General features: G+C 70.7%; 25 protein-coding genes and 1 pseudogene. 18 read left to right on the forward strand and 8 right to left on the reverse strand.

Translation table 11 applies throughout. From position 1 onward, the window contains the following. Nucleotides 1–344: 344 nt before the first annotated feature. The 3 genes from ACVDFE_RS11110 to sodN all read right to left on the reverse strand — a co-directional run bounded on the left by ACVDFE_RS11110 (nt 345) and on the right by sodN (nt 1,923). Nucleotides 345–830: a hypothetical protein gene (locus tag ACVDFE_RS11110; protein WP_458430377.1), complete on the reverse strand. Its 486-nt coding sequence runs from the start codon at nt 828–830 to the stop codon at nt 345–347. A gap of 149 nt (nt 831–979) precedes the next feature. Continuing rightward, a complete protein-coding gene (locus ACVDFE_RS11115; RefSeq protein WP_458430378.1) occupies nt 980–1,315 on the reverse strand; it encodes a hypothetical protein in 336 nt (111 codons plus the stop codon). A 200-nt stretch (nt 1,316–1,515) separates the two neighbouring features. Next, complete coding sequence (gene sodN / locus ACVDFE_RS11120) at nt 1,516–1,923, reverse strand: superoxide dismutase, Ni (protein WP_065916284.1); 408 nt, start codon at nt 1,921–1,923, stop codon at nt 1,516–1,518. Between the two features lie 94 nt (nt 1,924–2,017). On the opposite strand from sodN, the gene ACVDFE_RS11125 reads away from it, so the two are divergent. Continuing rightward, on the forward strand, nt 2,018–2,299 hold the full coding sequence (locus ACVDFE_RS11125) for a S24 family peptidase (protein ID WP_360395664.1): 282 nt from the start codon (nt 2,018–2,020) through the stop codon (nt 2,297–2,299). On the opposite strand, the gene ACVDFE_RS11130 is transcribed toward ACVDFE_RS11125, so the two are convergent. Next, on the reverse strand, nt 2,289–2,888 hold the full coding sequence (locus ACVDFE_RS11130; RefSeq protein ID WP_360395155.1) for a dTDP-4-dehydrorhamnose 3,5-epimerase family protein: 600 nt from the start codon (nt 2,886–2,888) through the stop codon (nt 2,289–2,291). The genes ACVDFE_RS11125 and ACVDFE_RS11130 overlap by 11 nt on opposite strands. 386 nt (nt 2,889–3,274) lie before the next feature. On the opposite strand from ACVDFE_RS11130, the gene ACVDFE_RS11135 reads away from it, so the two are divergent. The 4 genes from ACVDFE_RS11135 to ACVDFE_RS11150 all read left to right on the forward strand — a co-directional run bounded on the left by ACVDFE_RS11135 (nt 3,275) and on the right by ACVDFE_RS11150 (nt 9,409). Then, on the forward strand, nt 3,275–4,423 hold the full coding sequence (locus tag ACVDFE_RS11135; protein ID WP_360395666.1) for an NAD(P)-dependent malic enzyme: 1,149 nt from the start codon (nt 3,275–3,277) through the stop codon (nt 4,421–4,423). 246 nt (nt 4,424–4,669) lie between these two features. Further along, nucleotides 4,670–7,846: a bifunctional diguanylate cyclase/phosphodiesterase gene (locus ACVDFE_RS11140; RefSeq protein WP_360395158.1), complete on the forward strand. Its 3,177-nt coding sequence runs from the start codon at nt 4,670–4,672 to the stop codon at nt 7,844–7,846. Nucleotides 7,847–7,919: 73 nt separating this feature from the next. Then, nucleotides 7,920–8,621: a helix-turn-helix domain-containing protein gene (locus ACVDFE_RS11145; RefSeq protein ID WP_458430379.1), complete on the forward strand. Its 702-nt coding sequence runs from the start codon at nt 7,920–7,922 to the stop codon at nt 8,619–8,621. 494 nt (nt 8,622–9,115) lie between these two features. Then, nucleotides 9,116–9,409, forward strand: coding sequence for a hypothetical protein (locus ACVDFE_RS11150; protein WP_458430380.1), 294 nt, complete (start codon nt 9,116–9,118; stop codon nt 9,407–9,409). On the opposite strand, the gene ACVDFE_RS11155 is transcribed toward ACVDFE_RS11150, so the two are convergent. Next, nucleotides 9,406–10,956 carry a bis-aminopropyl spermidine synthase family protein gene (locus ACVDFE_RS11155; protein WP_360395166.1) on the reverse strand — a complete coding sequence of 517 codons (1,551 nt, stop codon included), beginning with the start codon at nt 10,954–10,956 and terminating at the stop codon, nt 9,406–9,408. The genes ACVDFE_RS11150 and ACVDFE_RS11155 overlap by 4 nt on opposite strands. A 133-nt stretch (nt 10,957–11,089) precedes the next feature. Here ACVDFE_RS11155 and ACVDFE_RS11160 point away from each other — a divergent pair, with 133 nt between their 5' ends. The 4 genes from ACVDFE_RS11160 to ACVDFE_RS11175 are packed head-to-tail and all read left to right on the forward strand — an operon-like array spanning nt 11,090 to nt 14,374. Further along, a complete protein-coding gene (locus ACVDFE_RS11160; protein WP_360395169.1) occupies nt 11,090–12,172 on the forward strand; it encodes an ABC transporter ATP-binding protein in 1,083 nt (360 codons plus the stop codon). Then, nucleotides 12,169–12,807, forward strand: a complete 639-nt coding sequence (locus tag ACVDFE_RS11165; protein ID WP_360395171.1) for an ABC transporter permease — start codon at nt 12,169–12,171, stop codon at nt 12,805–12,807. Before ACVDFE_RS11160 ends, ACVDFE_RS11165 begins: the two co-directional genes overlap by 4 nt. Before the next feature lie 8 nt (nt 12,808–12,815). Next, nucleotides 12,816–13,478, forward strand: a complete 663-nt coding sequence (locus ACVDFE_RS11170) for an ABC transporter permease (RefSeq protein ID WP_360395174.1) — start codon at nt 12,816–12,818, stop codon at nt 13,476–13,478. Continuing rightward, the gene (locus ACVDFE_RS11175) at nt 13,475–14,374 is read left to right on the forward strand and encodes an ABC transporter substrate-binding protein (protein ID WP_360395177.1); all 900 of its coding nucleotides are present in this window, start codon (nt 13,475–13,477) and stop codon (nt 14,372–14,374) included. The genes ACVDFE_RS11170 and ACVDFE_RS11175 overlap by 4 nt, the downstream gene beginning before the upstream one ends. Before the next feature lie 67 nt (nt 14,375–14,441). Here the strand turns inward: ACVDFE_RS11175 and ACVDFE_RS11180 are convergent, their stop codons facing one another. The 3 genes from ACVDFE_RS11180 to ACVDFE_RS11190 form a co-directional block, all read right to left on the reverse strand. Further along, the gene (locus ACVDFE_RS11180; protein ID WP_458430381.1) at nt 14,442–14,726 is read right to left on the reverse strand and encodes a hypothetical protein; all 285 of its coding nucleotides are present in this window, start codon (nt 14,724–14,726) and stop codon (nt 14,442–14,444) included. Between the two features lie 40 nt (nt 14,727–14,766). Next, nucleotides 14,767–14,934: a GNAT family N-acetyltransferase gene (locus ACVDFE_RS11185; protein WP_458430382.1), complete on the reverse strand. Its 168-nt coding sequence runs from the start codon at nt 14,932–14,934 to the stop codon at nt 14,767–14,769. Between the two features lie 107 nt (nt 14,935–15,041). Next, nucleotides 15,042–15,827, reverse strand: a complete 786-nt coding sequence (locus ACVDFE_RS11190) for an IclR family transcriptional regulator (protein WP_458430383.1) — start codon at nt 15,825–15,827, stop codon at nt 15,042–15,044. Between the two features lie 113 nt (nt 15,828–15,940). Here ACVDFE_RS11190 and ACVDFE_RS11195 point away from each other — a divergent pair, with 113 nt between their 5' ends. From ACVDFE_RS11195 to ACVDFE_RS11235, 9 genes and pseudogenes are all read left to right on the forward strand, one after another. Next, nucleotides 15,941–16,468 carry a SigE family RNA polymerase sigma factor gene (locus tag ACVDFE_RS11195; protein WP_360395183.1) on the forward strand — a complete coding sequence of 176 codons (528 nt, stop codon included), beginning with the start codon at nt 15,941–15,943 and terminating at the stop codon, nt 16,466–16,468. Beyond that, nucleotides 16,465–17,373, forward strand: a complete 909-nt coding sequence (locus ACVDFE_RS11200) for a hypothetical protein (protein ID WP_360395186.1) — start codon at nt 16,465–16,467, stop codon at nt 17,371–17,373. The genes ACVDFE_RS11195 and ACVDFE_RS11200 overlap by 4 nt, the downstream gene beginning before the upstream one ends. Nucleotides 17,374–17,445: 72 nt before the next feature. Then, a complete protein-coding gene (gene hutH / locus ACVDFE_RS11205; protein WP_360395189.1) occupies nt 17,446–18,951 on the forward strand; it encodes a histidine ammonia-lyase in 1,506 nt (501 codons plus the stop codon). Beyond that, the gene (gene hutU, locus ACVDFE_RS11210; protein ID WP_360395191.1) at nt 18,948–20,609 is read left to right on the forward strand and encodes a urocanate hydratase; all 1,662 of its coding nucleotides are present in this window, start codon (nt 18,948–18,950) and stop codon (nt 20,607–20,609) included. The genes hutH and hutU overlap by 4 nt, the downstream gene beginning before the upstream one ends. Next, complete coding sequence (locus tag ACVDFE_RS11215) at nt 20,609–21,778, forward strand: allantoate amidohydrolase (protein ID WP_458430384.1); 1,170 nt, start codon at nt 20,609–20,611, stop codon at nt 21,776–21,778. Before hutU ends, ACVDFE_RS11215 begins: the two co-directional genes overlap by 1 nt. After that, nucleotides 21,775–22,317 (forward strand): annotated as a pseudogene (locus ACVDFE_RS11220) (amidohydrolase family protein); the annotation flags it as partial. The gene ACVDFE_RS11215 and the pseudogene ACVDFE_RS11220, both read left to right, overlap by 4 nt. A 16-nt stretch (nt 22,318–22,333) precedes the next feature. Beyond that, nucleotides 22,334–23,050, forward strand: coding sequence for an amidohydrolase family protein (locus ACVDFE_RS11225; RefSeq protein WP_458434316.1), 717 nt, complete (start codon nt 22,334–22,336; stop codon nt 23,048–23,050). Beyond that, complete coding sequence (hutI, locus tag ACVDFE_RS11230) at nt 23,047–24,195, forward strand: imidazolonepropionase (RefSeq protein ID WP_458434317.1); 1,149 nt, start codon at nt 23,047–23,049, stop codon at nt 24,193–24,195. The genes ACVDFE_RS11225 and hutI overlap by 4 nt, the downstream gene beginning before the upstream one ends. Nucleotides 24,196–24,258: 63 nt before the next feature. Further along, nucleotides 24,259–25,140: a hypothetical protein gene (locus ACVDFE_RS11235; protein ID WP_360395203.1), complete on the forward strand. Its 882-nt coding sequence runs from the start codon at nt 24,259–24,261 to the stop codon at nt 25,138–25,140. The last annotated feature ends 96 nt before the right edge of the window (nt 25,141–25,236 follow it).

Below are 25,236 nucleotides of genomic sequence, written 5' to 3' on the forward strand. Positions count from 1 at the left end.
CACGTTGGGACGAGCGCCGAGTGGGCAGCGTGATCAGGCTGGTCTTGGCGCTCGGCTGCCGCGCCTGTGGACAGCTCAACGCCTTGACGGCGTCGCCCAGCCCACAGGCTTGCCCTCGAACCATATGCAGCTGCGGCCATCCACCCCGGCCCGCCCGACATCCGCTTCACTGCGCCGGTCGGTCGGGGCGCGCGGTCCCTGGAACATGCGTGGAACGTCGGTCGTCAGCTAAGCCGAGGACGCTCCTACGCCGCTGGTCATGCTGGCATCGGCTGATCCACAGGACCTCCGCACGATGGAACTCCGCGGCTGATCAGTCGCTCCGATAGAAGAGGAGCAATGCACTAGGCGGCGAGGCGCGGGTTCTCATGTCCGCGAACGACCGTCAGGCGACCAAGTTGATCCCGATTCCAACGTCGACCGTTGGAATCCGTGAACGTAACTGACAAGCCAAGTTGATCAGCGCCTCCTGGATCCTGCATGGCTGCTTCCTGGAGAGCCTGGTTGATCCACTTATCGATCCGAGGCTGAACAAGATCAGCATTCTGCGGAGGGAGCGAGGCGATCCGCTCAGGTGCGCCAACGGGCATTCCGCGCCAAGCGAGCCTCAGCTCTACGTTCGCAACGGGCAAGCTGCTGAGGTTGTAGAACGCCACGGTGAGCGTTGCGAACGGCGGCCTGCTGTCCTGCAGTACGTTCACGTGCACCGAGACCTGTCCTGCTTGTGCACGCCGTCGATCCAACAGGCCGATGATCAGTGTTGTAGTGGTCGTGATCAGCGCGAGAGATGCGGCGATAGCCGACAACCAGGGGGCCATCTCGTCAGCCAACCATGTGCTCAATCAGAGCGCGGACGATCACGGCCATCAGCTCGCTGTGTAGCGCCCGGTCACTGAGTCGGCACGAGCGAAGAGGGCAAGTTTCGGAATTGTTTGGGGTGCTCTGGAGTGCGAAGGCTTGTCCGCTCACCACCTCAGGCTCAGCTTTTCTCGGACTGTCGCACGGGGTCTCGGTCGAGCTTCAGGCGTCGCAGGAACTCGACCGCCTCTGACTCGGCCTTGGTCCCACGGGCTGCTTCGAGAAGGCCGATGAGCGATAAGAACGCGTAGTGGTTGAGGTGGAACAGATGTCGCATCAGGTCCGGTGCTGATGGGCCGTCGATCCGCACGCATTCACCGGTTGCCAGGCGATCATCAACGAGCACGGGTTGGCCATCCACCTCGGCGACTGTGAACCGTGTGGAAGTGTTGGCGAGCTTGCGCAGCAGGTCCACCTGATTGTCGAAATGCGCTGCTTGCCGCCATGTCATCCGCACCTGTACACCATCGCACATACGTTCGAATGGGTGTCAATCTTCGTTCATGCACGAATCGTTGCAACGGCTTGGCGATACACTGTCTAAAGTGGACTGACTGGGGCCGTCCTGGGGCCGTGAAACAACGCCAAGAGACGACAAACGACGCTGACCGACGAAAGAGGTCTTCGCTGGTCAGCGTCGTTTACAAGGCTCTGACCTCAGCCCTGCTTGGTCTCCCAGAAAATCTTGTCGATCTGCGCGATCAGGTCCAGCAGCTGCTGCCCCGTCGCCGGGTCCATCGAGCCCTTGGTGCCCGACGCACCCGCCGCCTTGGTGGCGCGGTTGAAGAGGTCGTGCAGCTCGGGGTACTTCTCGAAGTGCGGCGGCTTGAAGTAGTCCGTCCACAGCACCCACAGGTGGTGCTTGACGAGCTCGCTGCGCTGCTCCTTGATCAGGACGGCGCGCTCCCGGAACTCCGGGTCCTCGTTGGCCTGGTACTTCTCCTGGACCGCCTTGACGGACTCGGCCTCGATGCGGGCCTGCGCGGGGTCGTAGACGCCGCAGGGCAGGTCGCAGTGCGCGGTGGCTTCGACGCGCGGGCGGAGAATGCGCGACACGAGTCGCATCGTTCCTCCCAGAGTGAAAACAGTGGATGCTCCGACAAGTAGGACCCTACTCCGGCTGACCGAAGGGTGATCGTTGAGACCGCGCCTTTCCACCGTGCTCGTCCGCGGACCGTCGATGGCACCAGCGCTGCGCAGTGAGGACGTCGTGCTGGTCAGCTGGGGTGCGCGCCCCAGGGCCGGTGACGTCGTGCTGGTCAGGTGGGCGCAGCGGCCCGATCAGCTGTCGGTCAAGCGCGCCTCCCACCTGGTGGACGGCGGGTGGCACGTGGTGGGGGACAACCCGTTCGCCAGCACGGACTCCGGGCAGCTCGGGCCGGCCGAGGTGCTCGGGGTCGTCAGGGCGCGGTTGTGGCCGCGGCCGCGGTTCAGGCTTTGAGGGACGCGTACAGGGCCACGCAGTCCTCGTAGCGGGGGAGGACGCCGGCCTCGTAGGCCTCGGCCAGGGTCGGGGCGGCGGTGTCCTTCTCCGAGAGCAGGAACTCGATCTCGCGCGGCCACGGCAGGTCGAGGGCCGGGTCGAGCGGGGTGAGGCCGTGTTCGCCGGAGGGGTTGTACGGGGTGGAGCACAGGTAGTTCATGGTCGTGTCGTCCTCCAGCGCGATCATCGCGTGGCCGAGGCCCTCCGCCAGGTAGACGGCGTTGCACTTCTGCGCCGTCACCAGCACCGCGTCGAACTGGGCGAACGTCGGCGAGCCCACCCGGATGTCGACGACCACGTCGATGAACGAGCCGCGCGGGCAGAACACGTACTTCGCCTGGGAGGGCGGGACGTCCGCGTAGTGGATGCCGCGGATCGTCCCGGCGCGCGAGACGCTGTGGTTGGTCTGGGCGACCCGCAGCGGGTGGCCGACCGCCTCGACGAACGCCGCCTCCTGGTACGGCGAGACGAACACGCCGCGGTCGTCGGGGAAGGTCCGGGGCGTGAACTCGAAAGCGCCGTCGATTTTCAGCGAACTCGCCTGCATGCCGTCACTCTAAGGCGTCATGTTTTCTTGACCGATCGGGTGCTTCCTGCCTGCATAAACCGACCGGTCGGTGCAGAAAACCGGACGGACGTCTTGCTACATGCCCTCTGACCTGCGGAAAAAGTGTGATCCCCGCCGCAGACAGGTCGGTCCGGTCCTGCCACACTTCGCTCCACCCGCAGCACTCGGACTGTTCCCGGACGCAACTCGTCGGAGGACGTCGACCGAGTTTCCAGGCCCCGTGTACCCGGTGTGACAACGCTGGGCCGGTGCGCCGTTTGGTGATGAGCCCACAGCTAGAGGGGCCACTACGCCGCCCGCACCGCAGGAGGGACGCCGTGACAGCAGTGAACGAAGCCCGTACCGAGAACTCCGATCCGACGCAGCTGACGGACGAGGAGATCTTCACCGCGCACCTGGGCGGGAAGCTCGAGGTGGGTGCGACCGCCTCGCTCGCTGACCCCAAAGCGCTGTCCATCGCGTACACCCCCGGTGTCGCTCGGGTGAGCAGGGCGATCGCGCAGGACGCGAGCCTCGCCGCCCGGTACACCTGGGCGCACCGGCTGGTCGTCGTCGTGAGCGACGGCACCGCCGTGCTCGGCCTCGGCGACATCGGCCCCAGCGCGTCGCTGCCCGTCATGGAGGGCAAGTCGGCGCTGTTCAAGACCTTCGGCGGCCTCGACTCCATCCCGCTCGTGCTCAACACGACGGACGTGGACGAGATCGTCGAGACGCTCGTGCGGCTGCGCCCGTCGTTCGGCGCGGTCAACCTGGAGGACGTCTCCGCACCGCGCTGCTTCGAGCTGGAGCGGAAGCTGGTCGAGGCGCTCGACTGCCCGGTCATGCACGACGACCAGCACGGCACCGCCGTGGTGTCGCTGGCCGCGCTCAACGGCGCGAACGAGGTCCTCGGCAAGGGCATCGGCGACCAGCGGGTGGTCATCTCCGGTGCGGGTGCCGCCGGCATCGCCATCGCCAAGATCCTCATCGCCGCCGGCGCCGGTGACATCACGCTGCTCGACTCGCGCGGCATCGTCCGCACGGGCAGGGCCGGTCTCAACCCCGTCAAGGAGGAGATCGCGGCGCTCACCAACACCTCCGGCCTCGACGGCGGCATCGACGTGGCCCTGCGCGGCGCGGACGTCTTCATCGGCGTCTCGTCGTCGAAGGTGCCGGAGGACCTGATCGCGAGCATGGCGAGCGGCTCGATCGTGTTCGCGCTCTCCAACCCGGACCCCGAGGTGCACCCGGAGGTCGCCGCACGGCACGCCGCGATCGTCGCGACCGGCCGCAGCGACTTCCCCAACCAGATCAACAACGTGCTCGCGTTCCCCGGCATCTTCCGCGGCGCATTGGACGCGGGCGCGCGCCGGATCACCGAGGGCATGAAACTCGCCGCGGCCGACGCCATTCTGGCGGTCGCGAAAGATGATTTGGGCCCAGACCGAATTGTTCCGTCCGCGCTCGACCCGCGGGTCGGTCCCGAGGTCGCCGCGGCCGTCGCGGTGGCGGCGAAGGCAGACGGCGTGGTCTGATCTCGGCGAACGCCACAGCGGAGCGGCGCGCGTATTTGCCACCTTTGTGCATCACGCGGTTGAGCGGAACCACGAACGTGGCTTTTCGTTAACCCGTGCAGGGGTGGGCGATGACGCTCCGAAGCGCTACCGTCCCTCTCCTCGGGTGTTCACCCGGGGAGAGGGTTCGTGTTTGCCGCCGTTCGGGTGCCGTTGTCGTGCCCACCCGAATTGCCGCGGGCGGCTAATGCGGGAGAGGGTGGGCCGGTGCCCAAGTGGGTGGGACGCGCGACGGTGGTGAACGGCCGTGCCAGATCGGCGGCTGCTCAGGAGGCGGAGAAGCCGCCGGTGACGCTGGACGGGCTGACCCTGCCCGACGCGCCGTCGTTGCTGGTCGACACCAAAGGCGTCGTCATGCGGGCGAACCCGGCCGCCGTCGGGCTGGCCGGCGCGCAGGGGGCCGACGACCTCGTCGGGCACCCGCTGGGCGAGCTGCTGCTGGGCAACTCCTCCGACCTCCGGCTGTCCCGCGCGGACGGCACGCTGCTGCCCGTGCGGGTGGCCCGGCACGCGGTTCCCGGCACCGGGCTGCAGGCCGTCCTCCTGATCGACGTGTCCGACCTCTCCGCGGCGGCGGACGCGCTGCGTGACGAACAGCGGCGGCTGCGCAAGGTCCAGCGGGTCGCCCAGCTCGGGTCGTGGGAGTACGACCCCGAGACCGGTCTGACGGTGTGGTCGGACACCCACTACGAGCTGCTCGGCATCACCCGCGGCAAGGTCGTCCCCGGCGCGCAGGCCGTGCTCGACGTCGTGCACCCCGACGACTACGACATGGTCGAGTCGTACTGGCACGGCCGCGAGATCACCGGCGACCCGATAGACATCGAGTACCGGATCGTCCGCCCGGACGGCCAGCTGCGGTGGATCCGCGGCGTGGCCGAGGCGCGGCTCACCGACGGCAGGCTCGACAAGATCACCGGCTACATCCGCGACATCACCGAGTCGAAGCGCGCGGCCACCGATCTCGCCCAGGAACGCGCACGGCTGCTGGAGGCCCAGCGCATCGCCAGGATCGGCAGCTGGGCCTACGAGACCGGCACCCGCGCCGTGCACCGCAGCGAGGTGCTGCTGGAGATGTACGCCGAGCTGGGCATGACACCGGACGACGACCTGCTCTGCGGCGTGCACCCGGACGACCGCCAGGCCGTCACCGACCTGCGCCACCGGCTGCTGCACGCGCAGGACAACGACCCGGTGGAGGTCGAGGTCCGCAGCGAGTCCGGCGACCGCGTCTACATCTGCCGCGCCCGCGCGGAGATCTCCTCGTTCGGCCGGATCGAGCGCTTCCACGGCACCATCCAGGACGTCACCGAGGCCCGCGCGCTGGAACGCCAGCTGCGCGACGACCGCCGAAGATTGGCCGATGCCCAGCAGGCGGCACGGCTGGGCACGTGGGAGTGGAACCCGGCCACCGACGAGACGGTGTGGTCGGACATGCTGCGCGAGCTCTACGGCCTGCCGGAGGACGCCAGCAGCCGCTACGAGACCTACCTCGACCTGATCCACCCGGAGGACCGCGGCTGGGTCGACGACCTGTGGCGCCAGCTCGCCCGCGACGAGGTGCCCGTCCAGTGCGAGCACCGGCTCGTGCGCCACGACGGCCAGACCCGCGTCTTCCGCTGCCACGGCATGATCGTCCGCGACAACCACGGCCAGCAGCTCGCCGTCGGCACCGCCCAGGACGTCACCGAGCAGCGTGCCGCCGAGGCGCGCATGAAGCGTTCCTCGCAGCGCTTCACCGACCTCGTGTCCGTGACGCCGGTGGGCATCGGCCTGTTCGACGAGGGCGAACGGCTCGTGGACGCCAACGACGCGTTGTGCGACCTGCTCGGCATGGAGCTGGAACAGCTGCGCGGCATGACCGCGGAGCAGCTCACGCACCCCGAGGACACCTCGCCCGGCCTGCAGTGGGCCGCCGAGCGCACGCAGAAGATCCCGCAGCGCATCCTCGTCCGCCCCGACGGCGAGAAGGTGTACTGCGAGCTGCACATCGCGTTGTCCGTGCAGGACGACGGCCGCCGCTTCTGGCTGATCGTGTTCCTCGACATCACCGAACGCCGCCGCGCCGCCGAGGCCCTGCGCCACCAGGCCACCCACGACGAGCTGACCGGCCTGCCGAACCGCGCGCTGGTGAAGGAGATCCTCGGCCGGCTCCTGGACGGTCCCGGCCGGTCGAAGGTCGCCGTCTTCTTCTGCGACATCGACAACTTCAAGCGCGTCAACGACTCCCTCGGCCACGACGCCGGCGACGAGCTGCTGGTCGCCTTGGCGCGCAGGCTGGAGGGCGGCCTTCCGGACGGGTGCACGGCCGCGCGGTTGTCCGGCGACGAGTACGTGATCATCTGTGAGGACATCGACGCCGTGGGCGGTGTCGACGCACTGGCGACCCGCGTGGCGTCCCTGTTGCGGACCGCGGTCCCCGTGCACGGCCAGCTCGTCCGCGTGTCCGCCTCCATCGGCGCCGCGGTGCCGAACGGTTCCCGCGCGAACGGCGCGGACCTGCTGCGTTTCGCGGACGCGGCGATGTTCGAGGCCAAGCGCAACGGCGCCGGTCGCGTGTCCCTCGCCTCCGCCGCGCTGATCGCCTCCGCCGACCGCCAGGTGCACCTGGAGGGCCAGCTGCGCGAGGCACTGCAGCACGACGGCCTCGCACTGCACTACCAGCCGGTCGTCGGCGTCGACGGCTCGGTCCTGACCGCCGAGGCCCTCGTCCGCTGGCCGCACCCCGACCGCGGCCTGCTGCCACCCGACGTGTTCCTGCCGGTCGCCGAACAGGGCGACCTGATGCGCGAGCTCGACCGCTGGGTGCTCCGCACCGCGCTGAAGGAGGCCGCGACCTGGCCCGCACCCGACGGCCGCCCGGTGTCGGTGGCCGTGAACCTCGCCGGCCTGGTGCCCGGTGACCCCGAGTTCGTCGACATCGTGTCGACCGCGATCCTCGAGTCCGGCGTGCCGTGGGACCGGGTCGTGCTGGAACTCGTCGAGACCGCACTGGTCGACCTGCCCTCGCGGGTCCGCCAGTCGATGGACGAGCTGGTGCAGCGCGGCGTCCAGTTCGCGGTGGACGACTTCGGCACCGGCTACTCGTCGCTGGCGCGCCTGAAGGACCTGCCGGCCCAGATCATCAAGGTGGACCGCCGCTTCGTCTCCGGCGTGGGCAACGACTCCTCCGACTTCGCCGTCGCCCGCGCGGTCGTCGACATGGCGCGGGCGATGGGGCGCAAGTGCGTGGCCGAGGGCGTGGAGACGGCCACGCAGTTCCACGTGCTGCGCGGGGTCGGGGTGGACGCATACCAGGGGTGGCTGTTCTCCCGGCCGGTGCCGCCGAAGGAGTTCAGGGCGATACTGGCCCTCGGGCCCCTGCACATCCCCCGTGCGGGGTGAGCAGTTCCCTCACCTGCGTTTTTACAGTAACCCCCACCTAATGCGGGGTATACTGTAAATCGGAGGACAGCGGATGAGCTTGGTCGGATGGCTTTCGGTCGCCGAAGCGGCCCAACGGCTCGGGGTGTCCGCTGCGCAGGTCCGGGACCTGGTGGCAGCAGGACGGCTGAACGCCGTCAAACCCGGGCGCGACCTGCTGGTCGACGCTGACGCGGTCCACCGGCGGCTGCACGTCGAGAAGCCGCAGCGCGGACAACCGTGGTCGCCGCGGATCGCTTGGGCCGTGCTCGCTCACGCGTCAGGTGCGCACGTGGACTGGCTGTCCCCTTCGGAACTGGTTCGCGTGAAGCGCTATGCGCAGCGACCCCTGAGCGACTGGCCCCGATTGCTGGCCAGGCGTGCGGACGTCCGCTGTGCGCGCATGCTGGCGAACGTTCTTCGTCGTGCCGAGGAGTTGCCGGGCGTCGCGATCGGCGGCGTCCGAGCCGCGAACCACCACGAGGCCGCACTGGTCTCGGCGGACGAGCCGCGCGCGGAGCTGCTGACCTCTGTCGAGGCGTTCGACGCGCTTGCGCGCATGAGGGGCAGCAGTTGGGATTCGCCGAAGCCGAATGTGACTGTGCGTGTCCTTCCTGGAGGGCTGCCCCGGTCTGTCGAGGAGATGGTGTTCGGCGCGCCGTACGTGCCGAAAGCCGTTGCCGCAGCGGATTTGCTGGACTTGGGCGACGAACGGTCACGTGGAGCTGCTCAGGAACTGCTCACCCATATTAGGTAACGTTGCGCGATGATCTTCGCGCGTTGGCCTGATCTGCACGTCGCGGGAACGGCCGTGCTGCCCGAACTCGGCGACTCGACGCTGTGGCCGAGCCTGCTCGATCTGAGCGAGGCGCTGCCGGCGGACCACGTGATCATCGGCGGGGTGATGGTCTACCTGCACGGTGCAGTCCTGGGGCGTCAACCTGTCAGGGTCACCCGGGACGTGGACGTGCTCTTCGACGTGCAGTTGGTCCCGTCATGCCTGCGCGATGCCGTCGAGGTGTTGCAAGGCCTGGGATACCGGGTCGATCCGGCGAGCCCGGACGACTCGACGCACAGGTACATCGGTGCGAACGACGAACGCGTCGACGTCCTCGCGCCGGCCGGGGTCCGGCCACCACCCGACCTGACCACGACGCCGCCGGGGCGGACGATCGAGGTGTACGGCGGCCTTGCCGCGCTGCGCAACCGTGTCGCCGTGCGTGCCGAGTACCGAGGCGGACGGGCGCCGTTGTGCTTCCGGACCTGGCCCGAGCCCTCTGTCTCAAGGTCGCCGCCTACGCGGGCGAGGCGCACCGGTCGCCCGCTGCGGCCTTCGGCTCCCGGCATCTGGAGGACCTGGCGTTCCTCACCTCGCTGGTGGACGACGCCGACGTGCTGCTGGAGCAGTTGGGTCCGCCTCCGGCGAACGGCCGTTTCGCACAGGCCTCCGTGTTGGACGAACCGGAGCACCACGCATGGCGTGCCGTGGGCGACGACGCCGAGGACGCTCGGCTGACCTGGGACCTCCTGCGCCACGGTGACTAGCCCTCCGGCCGCTCCACGTACCGCGCGCTGGCCGACACCTCCGGCAGCAACGCCGCGATCCGGTGCTTCGGCAGGTCGATCAACCGCAGCTCCAGGTCCTCCGAGTCCGCCGCGGCGTTGTCCACGACCTCGGCCGCCTGCCGCTTGGTCAGCAGGCCCTGCGAGGCCGTGATCAGCGCCTCGCGCCAGACGTTGCGCAGCTTGCCGTGCGCCTTCATCAGGACCTCGCGCACGACCCGGTCGCCGAGGGACAGCGAGCCGTGCAGGACCTGGTCGGCGACCACGATCGTGGTCTTGCCGTCCGGCTTGTTGCGCAGGAACTTGAGCGTGAAGCGGGTGCGCACGAGCGACTGCAGCTCCTGCTGGCCCGCCGCCGACGACACGGCCGGGTGGTTGTTCGGCACCAGGCAGGCCAGGCGGGCGGGGGAGGACGCCAGCAGCGTCCGCAGCAGCCACGGGCCTGGGTCCGCGGACAGGTCGACGGCCAGGGACGCCGCGCCCTTGCCGACCGGTTCGGCCCACCCGGCGGCGCGCGGCTTCGGGGGTGGGGAGGACTCGGGGCGGGGGGCCAGTTCGGACAGGGCGGCGAGGGCCTCGCGGGACGGGCCGGTGGACTCCACGGACTGCGCGCCGTGGGTGTAGATGCGGGTGCCGCCGGTCACCGCGCGGCGGCCCGTCGGGCGGCAGACGTACAGGTCGGCGGCCGAGCCGATGGCCTGGGCGCCGTCGAAGCGGTGGAACGCGGGCAGGATCGCCTCGAAGACGAGGCCGAGCTTCTGCAGTTCCTGCTGCACCTTCAGGCCCAGTGCCGGGGTGCGGTCGGAGAAGCCGTAGGCGAGCAGCACGCGGCCCGAAGCGATGTCGGACAAGGCCTCCACCGCGCGGCCGGCGAACAGGGCCATGCCCTCCGGCGTGTACGGCGGGTCGGAGAACACGAGGTCCGCCGACTCCAGCACGGACGCGGGCAGGCCGAAACGCATGTCGCAGTGCAAGGTTCTGATGGTGAGGCCGCGGTCGCGGGCGCGCGAGTCGATGAACTCCAGCAGGCGCTCGTCGAGGTCCACGACGGTGATGGACACCGCGGGGTTCACCGCGGCGACCGCCAGCGAGGTCAGGTCGTGGTCGCCCAGGCACAGCAGGTGCTTGCCCGCGAGGTCGTAGACCGAGTTCAGGTGCACGGCGCGGTGGAGTGCGGTCTCCGCGGTGGCCTGCACGTGGTCCAACGAGGACAACGGCGGTGGCACGTCGGCGATGTCGACGAGGATCTGGCGCAGCACGTCGGTGTGGTCGCGCACGCCGGCGACGGCGAACGCCTCGCGGTAGGCGGGGACCAGCTTCGGCGCGATGCGGTAACGATCACCTGAAGATTCGGCGTCGTCGCCGAGGGCTTTCAGCAGGTCCTGGACCGTGCGGCGGGGGACAGCGGGCAGGCGCACCAGCTCCGCCAGCGGGTGCCAGTCCTGGCTGAGCAGGGACAACACCTCGCGGAGCTTGCGCGCGTGCACGCCGCGGTCGGACAGCAGCGTGCGCACCTGGTCGATCGTCACAAGCGGTAAACCATACGGGCTGTCACATTCTGGAACGCTGTGCCGGGGTACGCCGAACGAGTTAAGGTCTCAGGGATCTGCATCCAGGGCGGTCCGAACCGGGGAGACCGTCACGACCGGAGGGATCCGAAGGGTGATCGAGTTCCGGGCCGTCACCAAGCGGTTCGAGGACGGGACCATCGCTGTCGATCAGCTCGACCTCGTGGTCGAGGCGGGTACCATCACGGTGTTCGTCGGTCCTTCCGGATGTGGCAAGACGACGTCGCTGCGCATGGTCAACCGCATGATCGACCCCACCTCGGGCACGATCCTGGTCGACGGCGAGGACGTGCTCGAGGTCGACCCGCCCACGTTGCGGCGCGGCATCGGCTACGTCATCCAGCAGGCCGGGCTGTTCCCGCACCGCACCGTCCTCGACAACGTCGCCACGGTGCCGCTGCTGTCCGGTTGGGACAGACGCAAGGCCCGCACGCGCGCCGCGGAGCTGCTGGAGATCGTCGGGCTGGACCCGAGCTTCGGCAAGCGGTACCCGGCGCAGCTCTCCGGCGGCCAGCAGCAGCGCGTCGGCGTCGCCCGCGCGCTCGCCGCCGACCCGCCGGTGCTGCTGATGGACGAGCCGTTCAGCGCCGTCGACCCGGTCGTGCGCGAGGACCTGCAGAACGAGCTGCTGCGGTTGCAGGCCGAGCTCGACAAGACCATCGTGTTCGTCACCCACGACATCGACGAGGCGCTCAAGCTCGGCGAACGGGTCGCCGTGTTCCAGACCGGCGGCCACCTGGCGCAGTACGCGCGGCCGGCCGAGCTGCTGAGCGCGCCCGCCAACGACTTCGTGGCGTCGTTCGTCGGCAGGGACCGCGGCTACCGCACCCTGACGTTCCTGCACGCGGACGTGCCCGTGCACCCCGTCGCCACCGCCAGGATCGGCGAACGCGTCACCGTCACCGACTGGACGCTCGCCGTCGACGAACAGAACAGGCCGAAGGGCTGGCTGTCCGGAGTGGACGGTGAGGTGCTGGTCAGCGAGGACCACCTCGTCTCCGGCGGGTCCCTCTACGACGGCGGCTCGTTGCGCGGCGCGCTCGACGCGGCGCTCAGCTCGCCGTCCGCGCTCGGCGTCACCGTCGACGGCTCCGGCGCGGTGATCGGCGTCGTGCGGGCCGACGACGTGATCAAGGCCCTCGCGAAGGCCCGCGCGGCGGGTGAGGTCCCCAAGTGAACTGGATTTTCGAGAACTGGGAGAAGTTCTGGGAAGTCACGGAGGTTCACGTCCGGCTCGCCCTCCTGCCGGTGGTGATCGGTTTCGTGCTCTCGATCCCGCTCGGGTGGTGGGCCAGCCGGTCGCAGCCGGCGCGCGCGGTGCTGTTCCCGCTCTCCAACATCCTGTTCACGATCCCGTCCATCGCGCTGATCGTGATCACGCCGGTGCTGCTCGGCGTGCAGATCCTCGACGAGATCAACGTCATCGTGCCGCTGGTGGTCTACACGGTGGCGCTGATGGTGCGCTCGGTCGCCGACGCGCTCGCCGCGGTGCCCGGCAACGTGGTGGCGGCGGCGAACGCGATGGGCTACCGGCCGTTGCGCCGGTTCCTCACCGTCGAGTTCCCGCTGGCGCTGCCGGTCACGGTGGCGGGTCTGCGGGTCGCGACGGTGTCGAACATCAGCATGGTCAGCGTCGGCGCGCTCGTCGGCCTCGGCGGGTACGGCCAGCTCTTCACCGAGGGCTACCAGAACGACCACACCGAGAAGGTCGTCGCGGGCCTCATCGGCACGGTGGTGCTGGCGGTGCTCGCGGACGGGGTGCTGCTGCTGGCCGGACGGCTGCTCACGCCGTGGGCACGGGTGGGGAGGTGAGCTGAGCGATGGGCTGGCTCTTCGACCCCGCGCACTGGAGCGGTGAGACCGGGATTCCGGTGCGGCTGCTGGAACACCTCGGGTTCACGTTCTTCACGCTGCTGATCGCGGCCGTGATCGCCGTGCCGCTCGGTGCGTTCGTCGGCCACACCGGCCGTGGCGGGTTCGTCGTCGTCGGGCTGTCGAACGCGCTGCGGGCGTTGCCGACGACGGCGGTGCTGATCCTCGTCGTGCTGTGGGCGGGGCTGGGCGACTTCCCCGTGTACGTCGCGCTGGTGCTGCTGGCGATCCCGCCGATCATGGCGGGCGCGTACGCGGGCATCCGCGCGGTGGACCCGGCGATCGTCGACGCCGCGCGCGGTGTCGGCATGCGCGAGTCGGGCGTGCTGCTGAAGGTGGAGATTCCGAACGCTCTTCCCCTGATCTACGGCGGTTTCCGGGGCGCCGCGCTCCAGGTCGTCGCCACGGCCACCATCGCCGCCTACACCGGCGCGGGTGGTCTGGGCAGGTTCGTCTTCGACGGCCTCGCCCTCCAGGAATTCGGTCAGATGCTCGCCGGCGCGGTGCTCGTCGCACTGCTCGCCGTCCTCGTCGACCTGGCGTTCGCCGGACTGCAACGGCTGACGGTCTCGCCAGGGCTGCGTCCAGTGGGAACCGGAGGAAAGAAATGAAGCGCATCGCCACGGCTGTTGCTGCGGTCGTGCTCCTGTCGGCGTGCGGTGGTGACCCGTTGTCCGGCGGAGGTGGCAACAACCCGGCCCCGACGGACACGATCGTCGTGGGCTCCGGCAACTTCCCGGAGTCCCGCCTGCTCGCCGAGATCTACGCGGAAGCCCTGTCCGCCAAGGGCGTCAAGGTCTCCAAGAAGCTCAACATCGGCAACCGGGAGCTGTACTTCAAGGGCGTCCAGGACGGTTCCATCGACCTGATCCCCGAGTACACCGGCGTGTTGCTCAAGCACGTCAACAAGAACGCGACCGAGGTGGCCGCGGAAGAGGTCTACACGGCGCTGAAGAAGTCGCTGCCGCAGGGCCTGACCGTGCTGGACAAGTCCGCGGCCGAGGACAAGGACGCGGTCGTCGTCACCAAGCAGACCGCTGCCCAGTACAGCCTCAAGTCGATCGAGGACCTCGTCCCGTACTGCAAGGAGATGGTCTTCGGCGGCCCGCCGGAGTTCCAGACCCGTCCCGACGGCCTGCCCGGCCTGAAGGAGAAGTACAACTGCGAGTTCAAGTCCTTCAAGGCGCTCGACGTCGGTGGCCCGGTCACCGTCGCGGGCCTGAAGGACGGCACGGTGCAGGCCGCCGACCTCTTCACCACCGACACCGCCATCTCGGCCAACGAGTTCGTGGCGCTGGAGGACCCGAAGAGCGTGTTCGCGGCGCAGAACGTGCTGCCGCTGATCAACGAGAAGAAGGCGTCGGAGCAGGTCCGCGGGATTCTCAACGGCATCTCGAAGAAGCTCGACACGAAGACGCTGCTCGACCTGAACGCCAAGCTGGCGGCGCCGGACAAGCCGGAGCCGGACAAGGTCGCGAAGGACTGGCTGGCCTCGGTCGGCCTCTGACGCTCTGCCTCTCGGGCGTCTGCAAGTACTACCAACACGCTGTTGGTGGTACTTGCAGACGCCCTTGTCACGCCGCCAGGTCGGCGATCTTCGCCTGCACCGCGAGGTAGACGAACTGGTCGCGGTAGCCCAGGGCGTGGTTCACCCGGAGCATGTGCTCGTTCTGGCTGCTGGTGCGCGTGAGGACGACCTCGATGCCGGTCAGCTCGCGCATCATGCGCGTCTTCATGAGCCGGCCCAGCCCCTTGCCGCGATGAGCCGGAACCCGGCCCGTCCAGGTGACCAGCTCATACCCGGCCGGAAGCTCGCTGACCTCCGGCAGTTCGGTCACGTCCAGCCGTTGCCGCGTCATCGAGGTCACCGTCCGGAAGCCGCGTGCGGCGGCGAAGCCCTCACCGGCCGGTGCCCTGGAACACGGCCCACGACTCCGCGATCGTCCGGCCGCTCGTCAGACCCAGTACGGCGCGCAACAACGACGTGCCGATGCCCCTGCGCCGGTGGCTCGGCAACACCACGACGGTGACCAGGGCGAGGTAGCGGTTCGCCTCCTCCTCGGACACCTGGGCTTGACGTACCCGACGATCCGGCCGTGCTCCCTGACCACCGCGAACCGCGGCGGCTCGAACCCGAACTCTTCAACCCAGGTCGTTCCAGCCGGGACGAGCGGTCAGGGCGTCGCCGCGTGACCGCCGATCCGCGCGGTCAGCTCCTCGGCGGCCTTGCGGACCTCCTTCGCCAGGTCCGGCCACGTCTGACCGCACGGCGTGTCGCACAGGTGGCGGAACGTCAGCGTGATCGCCGCGATCGGGCGCTCGCCGTGGTCGAACACCGGGGCCGCCACCGAGGCGAAGCCGGCCGTCACGAACCCGTCCTCGACGGCCCAGCCCTGCCGTCGTTCGACGGTCAGCAGCCGCCGCAGCGCCGGGAGGTTGTGCGGGCCGCGGCCGGTGCGGTCGACGAACGCCGCCACCGACGGGAACACCGCCCTGACCTGCGCCGGGGGCAGGTGGGCGAGCATGGCGCGGCCGGAGGCGGTCAGGTGGGCGGGCAGGCGGACGCCGACGTCGGAGACGATCGACTGGGGTTGCCGGGGCTGCTCGCGGACCAGGTACAGCGCCTCCGAGCCGTGCAGGACGCCCAGGTGGGCGACCTTCTCCATCCGGTCGGCGAGCTTGCGCAGCAACGGGCGCGCGAGCCGTTCCAGCGGGTCGTGGCGCAGGTAGGCGGAGCCGAGCTCGAACGACGCGACGCCCAGGCCGTACCGCTTCTCCTCGGGGAAGTGCGTCGCGAAACCGGCCTCGGTCAGCTCCGAGAGCAGGTGGTAGGTCGTTGACCTGGGCAGGTTGAGCTCACGCGCCACCGACGCCGCGGAGACCGGGCCCGGACGGCCGGCCAGCAGGCGCAGGACCGCGAGCCCTCGCCGCAACGCGGGAACATCACTGCTGCTGCCCACACCGGTGATTTTCCCACGTGATCCAGCCCACGCCGATCCGCCGTCAGTGCACACTCAACAGAACGGGCCGCGGGTGCGTTGGAGTGGTGTGACGGTTTTGAAGGGGGTCGGGATTGACACCGAGTTTCGATGACTTCGTGGCAGAACAGGTGACCCCGTTGCTGCGCTACGCCACCGTGCTCACGTGCGACCCACACCTGGCCCAGGACGTGGTCCAGGAAGTCCTGCTGCGCGCGCAGCAGAAGTGGGACCGCATCGGTTCAGTCGACCTCCCTCACGCCTACGTCAAGCGCATGGTGACCAACGAGTACCTCTCGTGGCGCAGACGCAGGGCCGCCAAGGACGTCGCCCTCTGCACGACCACCCTGGAGTCCGTCACACCGCCGGTCGGGGACACGACGCACCACTACGACGAGCGGGAAGCCATGTTGCAGCGGATCGCCAGGCTGCCCCGCAAACAGCGGGCGGCCGTGGTGCTCCGCTACTACGAGAACTACGAGGACTCGGAGATCGCACAGATGCTCGGTTGTGCCGAGGGAACCGTGCGCAGCCACATCTCACGTGCGCTGGCCACACTCCGGATGGACCACACGCCGCAGCCCGCTGGTGTCGGGTTGCGGCTCGGGGAGGGCCTGTCGTGAACGACACCGAACAGCTGATCAAGGAGGCGCTCGGCCAGCTCGCCGAACGCACCCCGCACCCCGGACCGACGTTGAACGCGCTGCGCCGCAAGCGCAAAAGGCAGCGCAACGTCTTCCTCATCGCCACCGCCGGAGTCGCCGCCGTCGCGGTCCTGATCTTCACGGGACTCGTCGCGAGCGAGCGGTACACCCCGCCGAACCCGAACGACGCCGCCGCGGCGCTCGCGCAGGACGCCGGCAAGGGCGTTCCGTTCAAGTACGCACCGCACTGGCTGCCGGCCGGGTTCGTCGAGAGCCTCCGCGCCACGAACGCGGGGCCCACCAGGGTGTGGGGTCCCGCGGGCGCCGCGCCCTACGGCAACCCGGGCCTCGTGCTCAGGGTGCACGGCGAGATGCCGGACGTCCGCGGGTGGGACCTGACCCGTGTTCGCGGCCTGGAGGCCAGGGTGCAGGTCAGGGGTGACGCCGCCACCGTCGTCTGGCAGGCGCAGGACGTCCTGGACGTGTCCGTGACCGGGGTGGGCGACGCGCGGGAGATCGCCCTGCGCGTGGCCGAGTCGGTGCGGGCCGACGCCAAGATCACGCACGCGCCGCCGTTCAAGCTCGACGGCAGGTACGCCGAGGTCGTGCGCGGCACCGCACCGGACAGGTGGCACTCGTCGCTGGGCAGGAACTCGGTGTCCGTGCAGGTGGCGACGGACAAGCCGGAGCTGCCCGCGCCGAACGAACCGCTGACCGTGCGCGGCAAGCAGGGCGTGCGCAACGGCAACACCGTGGCGGTCCAGGACGGCGGCCTGTGGATCTCGGCGACGGCCGGCTCCTGGTCCGACGAGCTGGTCGAGCTGGTCAACGAGGTCGAGGTCGTCGAGCAGCCGGACACGGCCTGGATCGGCCGCGGCCTGTAGGCGTCTGGAGTCCCAGACACGATCGAGCGCTCCGGGGTCGCTGAGGCGGTCCCGGAGCGCTGTGATGTCTGCATGACACAACCGGTGGAGCTGGGTCCGAAGCCGCTGACCCTGGAGGACGTCCACGCCGTCGCCCGCGACGGTGCGCCGGTGGCGATCACCGAGGCGGCCCGCGAGGCGGTCAGCACGGCCCGCGGCCACATCGAGCAGCTCGCCACGGCCGAACGCCCCACCTACGGCGTCTCGACCGGGTTCGGCGCGCTCGCCGTCCGGCACATCCCGCCGGACCGCCGCGCCCAGCTGCAGCGTTCGCTGATCCGCTCGCACGCGGCCGGCTCCGGCCCCGAGGTGGAGCGCGAGGTCGTGCGGGCGCTGATGCTGCTGCGGCTGCGCACCCTCGCGACCGGCCACACCGGTGTCCGGCTGTCCACCGTCGACGCGATGGCCGGGATGCTGAACGCCGGCATCACGCCGGTGGTGCACGAGTTCGGCTCGCTGGGCTGTTCCGGCGACCTGGCGCCGCTGTCGGCGAGCGCGCTCGCGCTGATGGGCGAGGGCATGGTCCGCACCGCGGCCGGCGAGCTCGTCCCGGCCGCCGACGCGCTCAGGGCCGCGGGCATCGAGCCGGTGCAGCTGGCCGAGAAGGAAGGCCTCGCGCTCATCAACGGCACCGACGGCATGCTCGGCATGCTGTCGCTCGCGATCGCCGACCTGACCAGGCTGCTCGACGTCGCCGACCTCACCGCCGCGATGAGCGTCGAGGCCCTGCTCGGCACCGACCGCGTCTTCGAGCCGGAGCTGCACGCGCTGCGCCCGCACCCCGGTCAGAACCTCTCGGCGGCCAGGATGCTCGCGTTCCTGCGGGACTCCGAGATCGTCGCCTCGCACCGCGGCCCCGACTGCACCCGCGTGCAGGACGCGTACTCGCTGCGCTGCTCCCCGCAGGTGCACGGCGCCGCCCGCGACACCGTGGCGTACGCGGCGACGGTGGCCGACCGCGAGCTGTCGTCGGTCGTCGACAACCCGGTGGTGCTGGCCGACGGCCGGGTCGAGTCCAACGGCAACTTCCACGGCGCGCCCGTCGCGTACGTGCTGGACTTCCTCGCCATCCCGGTCGCGGACGTGGCCTCGATCGCCGAGCGCCGCACCGACCGCATGCTCGACGTCTCCCGCTCGCACGGCCTGCCGCCGTTCCTCGCAGACGACCCCGGTGTCGACTCGGGCCACATGATCGCCCAGTACACCCAGGCGGCGATCGTGTCCGAGCTCAAGCGCCTGGCCGTGCCCGCCTCCGTCGACTCCATCCCGTCGTCGGCGATGCAGGAGGACCACGTGTCGATGGGCTGGTCCGCCGCGCGCAAGCTGCGCAAGGCCGTGGACGGGCTCACGACCGTGCTGGCCGTCGAACTGCTCACCGCCGCGCGGGCCCTCGACCTGCGCGCGCCCCTCAAGCCCGCCCCCGCGACCGCCGCCGCCGTGGCGAAGCTGCGCGAGACCGTCCAGGGCCCCGGCCCCGACCGCCACCTCGCGCCCGAGATCGCCGCCGCCGAGGCCCTGATTCGAAGTGGAGCTCTGTGATGACCACCGTTCGCGCCGACCGCGGCACCGAACTGACCGCGAAGAGCTGGCCGACCGAGGCCGCACTGCGGATGTTCCACAACAACCTCGACCCCGACGTCGCCGAGCGCCCCGAGGACCTCGTGGTCTACGGCGGCACCGGCAAGGCGGCGCGCGACTGGCCGTCGTTCGAGGCGATCTCGCGTGAGCTGAGGAACCTGGAGGCCGACGAGACGCTGCTCGTGCAGTCCGGCCGCCCGGTCGGCGTCATGCGCACGCACGAGTGGGCGCCGCGGGTGCTCATCGCGAACTCGAACCTCGTGCCGGACTGGGCGAACTGGCCCGAGTTCCGCCGCCTGGAGGCCGAGGGCCTCACGATGTACGGGCAGATGACCGCCGGGTCGTGGATCTACATCGGCACCCAGGGCATCCTGCAGGGCACGTTCGAGACGTTCGCCGCCGTCGCCACCAAGCGCTTCAACGGCACGCTCAAGGGCACGCTGACCGTCACCGCGGGCCTCGGCGGCATGGGTGGCGCGCAGCCGCTCGCCGTGACGATGAACGAGGGCGTCGCGCTGTGCGTCGAGGTCGACCCGCACCGCGCCCAGCGCCGCCTGGAGACCCGCTACCTCGACGAGATCGCGGACGACCTGGACTCGGCGATCGAACGGGTGCTGGCCGCGAAGGCCGCCGGTGAGGCCGTGTCCGTCGGCGTCGTGGGCAACGCGGCGGAGGTCCTGCCCGAGCTGCTGCGCCGCGAGGTCCCCGTCGACATCGTCACGGACCAGACCTCGGCGCACGACCCGCTGGCGTACCTGCCGGTCGGCGTCCCGCTCGACGAGTGGCAGGACTACGCGGCCGCGAAGCCGGACGAGTTCACCGACCGCGCGCGCAAGTCGATGGCCGACCACGTCGAGGCCATGGTCGGGTTCCTCGACCGCGGCGCCGAGGTGTTCGACTACGGCAACTCGATCCGCGGTGAGGCGCAGCTCGGCGGCTACGACCGGGCGTTCGCGTTCCCCGGCTTCGTGCCCGCCTACATCCGGCCGCTGTTCTGCGAGGGCAAGGGCCCGTTCCGCTGGGCCGCGCTGTCCGGCGACCCGGCCGACATCGCGAAGACCGACAGGGCGATCCTGGAGCTGTTCCCGGAGAACGAGCAGCTGCACCGCTGGATCAAGATGGCCGGTGAGCGGGTCGAGTTCCAGGGCCTGCCCGCCCGCATCTGCTGGCTCGGCTACGGCGAACGGCACCTGGCGGGCCTCAAGTTCAACGAGATGGTCGCCTCCGGTGAGCTGTCCGCGCCGATCGTCATCGGCCGCGACCACCTCGACTGCGGCTCGGTCGCCTCGCCGTACCGCGAGACCGAGGCGATGGCCGACGGCTCCGACGCGATCGCCGACTGGCCGCTGCTGAACGCCCTGGTCAACACGGCCTCGGGTGCGACGTGGGTGTCGCTGCACCACGGTGGTGGCGTGGGCATCGGGCGGTCCATCCACGCCGGCCAGGTCACCGTCGCCGACGGCACCGAGCTGGCCGCGCAGAAGATCGAGCGCGTGCTGACCAACGACCCCGGCATGGGCGTCATCCGGCACGTGGACGCCGGGTACGACGAGGCGAAGACCGTGGCCGCGGACAAGGGCGTCCGCATCCCGATGATGCACAGTCCGGTGGAGGGTTGATGCTCGACCAGATCGCGGACGTCGGCAGGGACTCGAAGCGCGGCGGCTACTCGCGGCACGGGTACGACAAGCCCGAGCTGGAGCTGCGGCACTGGTTCGTGGAGCAGGCGGTCCGGCGCGGTCTCGGCGTGGAGACCGACCGGAACGGCAACCTGTGGGCGTGGTGGGGCGAGCCCGGCGACGACGCGCTCGTCACCGGCAGCCACCTCGACTCCGTGCCCGGTGGCGGCGCGTTCGACGGCCCGCTCGGCGTCACGTCGGCGCTGGAGGCCGTTGACCTGTTGCAGGCCAAGGGCTTCCAGCCCGCACGACCGTTCGCGATCGCGGTCTTCGCCGAGGAGGAGGGCGGCCGGTTCGGCGTCGCCTGCCTCGGCAGCAGGCTCCTGACCGGGGCCATCCCGCCCGGGAAGGCGCTGGCGCTCAAGGATCCGGACGGCGTCACGCTGGCCGAGGCCATGAAGGTGGCCGGCCACGACCCGGACCTGGTCGGACGGGACGAACGGGCGTTGCGGCGCATCGGCCGGTTCGTCGAGCTGCACGTCGAACAGGGCCGCGGCCTCATCGTGCCGGTGGGCGTGGCCAGCAGCATCCTCGCGCACGGCCGGTGGCGCTTCACGTTCTCCGGCGAGGGCAACCACGCCGGGGCGACGTTGATCGAGGACCGCCGCGACCCGATGCTCCCCGCGTCCCGGCTCGTCCTCGCCGCCAGGAAGGCGGCCAGGGGTGGCGGCCGTGCCACCGTGGGAAGGCTCGTCCCCAACCCTGGTGGCACCAACGTCATCGCGTCCACCGTGGACGTCTGGCTGGACGCGCGGGACAGCGACGACGCACGCACCCGCGCGATGGTCGCGGAGATCTCCGAGGCAGCCGGCCAGGCGGCTGAGGAGGAGGGCTGCGAGCTGCGGATCACCGAGGAGTCGTACGGGGACACGGTGCACTTCGACAGCGCGCTGCGGGACGACATCGCGGGTGCGCTCGGCGGCGTTCCGGCGTTGCCGACGGGGGCGGGCCACGACGCCGGCATCCTCGCCGCCCACGTGCCGACGGCGATGCTGTTCGTGCGCAACCCGACCGGCGTGAGCCACGCGCCGGAGGAGTTCGCCGAGCAGGCCGACGTCGACGAGGGCGTGCGCGCCCTCGCCGCCACGATCGAACACCTCGGGTCATGAACTTCTGGTGCGAGCGGGCCTGGTTGCCCGACGGCCTCGCGGACCGGGTGCTGATCAGGGTCGAGGACGGGAAGATCGCGAGTGTGTCCACCGTGGACACGATCCCGCTGGGCGTGCGCCGGTTGTACGGCGTCGTCGTGCCGGGCTTCGCGAACGCCCACTCGCACGCGTTCCACCGCGCGCTCCGCGGCCGTACGCACGACGGCGGCGGCACGTTCTGGACGTGGCGCGAGGGCATGTACGCGCTCGCGTCCAAGCTGACGCCGCAGTCCTACTACCGCCTGGCCCGCGCGGTCTACGCGGAGATGGCGCTCGCCGGGGTCTCGGCCGTCGGCGAGTTCCACTACGTGCACGACCGCTCGAACGAGTTCGGGTACGCGCTGCGGGAGGCCGCGGCGGACGCGGGCATCCGGCTCACCCTGCTCGACACCTGCTACCTCGCCGGCGGCATCGACCAGCCGGTCAACGAGGTGCAGCAGCGGTTCTCCGACGGCACCGCCGAGGCGTGGGCGAACCGCGTCGCGGAGCTGAAGGCCGACGACGTGATGCTGGTCGGTGCCGCGATCCACTCCGTGCGGGCCGTCCCGCGCGCAGAGCTTCTCCGTGGTGGCGCAGGCGTTCCCGGACGCGCCGCTGCACGTGCACCTCTCCGAGCAGCCCGCGGAGAACGAGGCCTGCCTCGCCGCCTACGGCCTGACGCCGACCGCGTTGCTGGCCGAGGCGGGGGCGCTGGGCCCGCGCACCACCGCCGTGCACGCCACCCACCTCACGGCAGAGGACATCGCCACCCTGGGCGGCACCGGCACCGGCGCGTGCTTCTGCCCGACCACCGAGGCCGACCTGGCGGACGGCATCGGACCGGCCCGCGAGCTCGCCGACGCGGGCAGCCCGCTGTCGCTGGGCAGCGACCAGCACGCCGTCGTCGACCCGCTGCTCGAAACGCGCGCGCTGGAGCACGGCGAACGCCTCCGCACCGGTCAGCGCGGCCGGTTCTCGCCGGTCGAGCTGCGCGCCGCCGCCACCCGGCACTCGGCGCTCGGCCGCGACGGCGGGCGGATCGAACCGGGCGCGCCCTGCGACCTGGTGGCGATCAGCCGCTCGACCCCGCGCACCGCCGGGTCGTTGCCGGAGCAGGTGTTCCTGTCCGCGACGGCGTCCGACGTGGACACCGTGGTGGTCGGCGGCCGGGTGGTGGCCTCCGGTGGCGTGCACGAGACCCTGGGAGACGTCGGCCGGCTGCTGGCGTCCGCGATCGAGGAGCTGTGGGCATGAGCGTGTTGATCACCGGCATCGGTGAGCTCACCACGAACACCGACGACACCGGGGACGCGCTGGTCGTCGACGGCGACCGGATCGCGTGGGTCGGGTCCGCCGCGCACGCCCCCGCCGCCGACGTGGAGGTCGACGTCGAGGGCCGGGCGGTGCTGCCCGGCTGGGTCGACTCGCACACCCACCTGGTCTTCGCGGGCGACCGCACCGCCGAGTTCGGCGCGCGCATGGCCGGTCAGCCCTACACCGCGGGCGGCATCGCGGTCACCGTCGGCGCGACCCGCGGGGCGTCGGACCAGGAGCTGTCCGAGGGGGTGCGCCGGCACGTCGCCGAGGCGTTGCGGCAGGGCACCACGTTCCTGGAGACCAAGACCGGTTACGGCCTGAACGTCCGCGACGAGGTGCGGTCGGCCCGCATCGCCGCCGAGCACGTCGAGGAGGTCACGTTCCTCGGTGCCCACCTCGTCCCGCCCGGCGAGGACGCCGACACCTACGTCGACCTGGTGCGCGGCGAGATGCTCGACGCCGTGGCGCCGCTGGTGCGCTGGGCCGACGTGTTCTGCGAGAAGGGCGCGTTCGACCACGACCAGTCCAGGGCGGTGCTGCTCGCGGCACGGGAGAAGGGCCTCGGCCTGCGCGTGCACGGCAACCAGCTCGGCGAGGGCCCCGGCGTGCGGCTGGCCGTCGAGCTCGGCGCCGCCTCCGTCGACCACTGCACCTACCTCTCGGCCGCCGACGTCGACGCACTGGCGTCGTCGGACACGGTCGCCACGCTGCTGCCGGCCTGCGACCTGTCCACCCGCCAGCCGCTGCCCCCGGCACGAGCCCTGCTCGACGCGGGCGCGACCGTGGCGCTGGCCAGCAACTGCAACCCCGGCTCGTCCTACACCTCGTCGATGGCGTTCTGCGTGGCGACGGCGGTGCTGCAGATGTTCCTGAGCGTCGAGGAGGCCGTCCGCGCCGCCACGCTCGGCGGTGCGCTGGCCCTGCGCCGCGACGACGTCGGCGTGATCCGCGCCGGTGCCCGCGCCGACCTGCACGTGCTGGACGCGCCGTCGATCACCCACCTCGCCTACCGGCCCGGCGTGCCGCTCACGCACGCCGTCTGGAAGAACGGCGAACAGGTGATCTGGCACCGAACGAGATAGCGATCTTGTAACCCTCCGGGTGGGCCTACTGGCGCAGGGCCCGGCGGCCGTATGGTTCCACCCGTGGCGGATTTCGCGGACGCGCTGACCAGGGCCGTCGACGACAGCGGGCTCAGCCTCGAACGGATCCAGCACCACCTGGCCGCCCGCGGCATGCAGGTGAGCGTGTCGACGCTCAGCTACTGGCGCCGCGGCCGCAGCCGCCCGGAACGCCCCGAGTCGCTGAAGGTCGTCACGGCGCTGGAGGAGCTCCTCGGGCTGGCGGAGGGCCACCTCACCGACCGCCTCGGCGACAAGCGCCCCCGCGGCCGCTGGGTCGGGCAGGCGATGTCGCTGGAGGACATGTGGGACTCGCGGGCCACCGACCTCGGTGAGGTCATGGCGCGGATCGACCGCCTGCAACCCACCGCGTCGACCTACCTGACCGTGCGCGACCGGCAGGTGATCGGGCCGGACCGGCGTGAGGTCGAGATGCACTGCACCGGTGTCGTGCAGGCACTGGAGGACGGGGTCGACCGGTTCCTCGCGATTCAGCTGGCCGACGCCACCGACCTCGGTGTCGCGACGGTCGAGGCGGGTCCGCCGTGCCGGCTCGGGCGCGTGCGCAGCGACGACACCACCGGGTTCCTCGTCGCGGAGATCCTGTTCGACCGGATGCTGCGGGCGGGGGAGACCGCCCTGGTCGACTACACGGCCAAGATGCGGCCCGGCGCGGAGAGCGAGGTCTGCGACCGGCGGTTCCTGCGGCCGGTGGGCGACTACGTGCTGCAGATCGACTTCCACCCCGACGCCGTGCCCGCGCGGTGCTTCGAGTTCACCCGGCCCTCGCTGCACGAACCGGAGACCGCGGTGTCGGACCTGTGGATCGGGACCACCGCGTCCACCCACATCCACGTGCGCAACGCGAAGCCGGGCATCTACGGAGTGCGGTGGGAGTGGGACTAGTACCCACTCCCACCGCGAGGCGCCCCCGGTGGATCGACGCTCACGGCCGAGCCGCATTCGGCCGGAGCATCAAGGGCGCAGGATGGCCGTCGCCGG

The organism is Lentzea chajnantorensis, from assembly GCF_054300775.1.

Bases quoted from the DNA above. Each gene is read 5' to 3' on its own strand.
- sodN (WP_065916284.1), bottom strand. From the start codon at position 1,923: ATGCGACTCGTGTCGCGCATTCTCCGCCCGCGCGTCGAAGCCACCGCG.
- ACVDFE_RS11130 (WP_360395155.1), bottom strand. From the start codon at position 2,888: ATGCAGGCGAGTTCGCTGAAAATCGACGGCGCTTTCGAGTTCACGCCC.
- ACVDFE_RS11145 (WP_458430379.1), top strand. From the start codon at position 7,920: ATGAGCTTGGTCGGATGGCTTTCGGTCGCCGAAGCGGCCCAACGGCTC.
- ACVDFE_RS11170 (WP_360395174.1), top strand. From the start codon at position 12,816: ATGGGCTGGCTCTTCGACCCCGCGCACTGGAGCGGTGAGACCGGGATT.
- ACVDFE_RS11175 (WP_360395177.1), top strand. From the start codon at position 13,475: ATGAAGCGCATCGCCACGGCTGTTGCTGCGGTCGTGCTCCTGTCGGCG.
- ACVDFE_RS11180 (WP_458430381.1), bottom strand. From the start codon at position 14,726: ATGACGCGGCAACGGCTGGACGTGACCGAACTGCCGGAGGTCAGCGAG.
- hutH (WP_360395189.1), top strand. From the start codon at position 17,446: ATGACACAACCGGTGGAGCTGGGTCCGAAGCCGCTGACCCTGGAGGAC.
- ACVDFE_RS11215 (WP_458430384.1), top strand. From the start codon at position 20,609: ATGCTCGACCAGATCGCGGACGTCGGCAGGGACTCGAAGCGCGGCGGC.
- hutI (WP_458434317.1), top strand. From the start codon at position 23,047: ATGAGCGTGTTGATCACCGGCATCGGTGAGCTCACCACGAACACCGAC.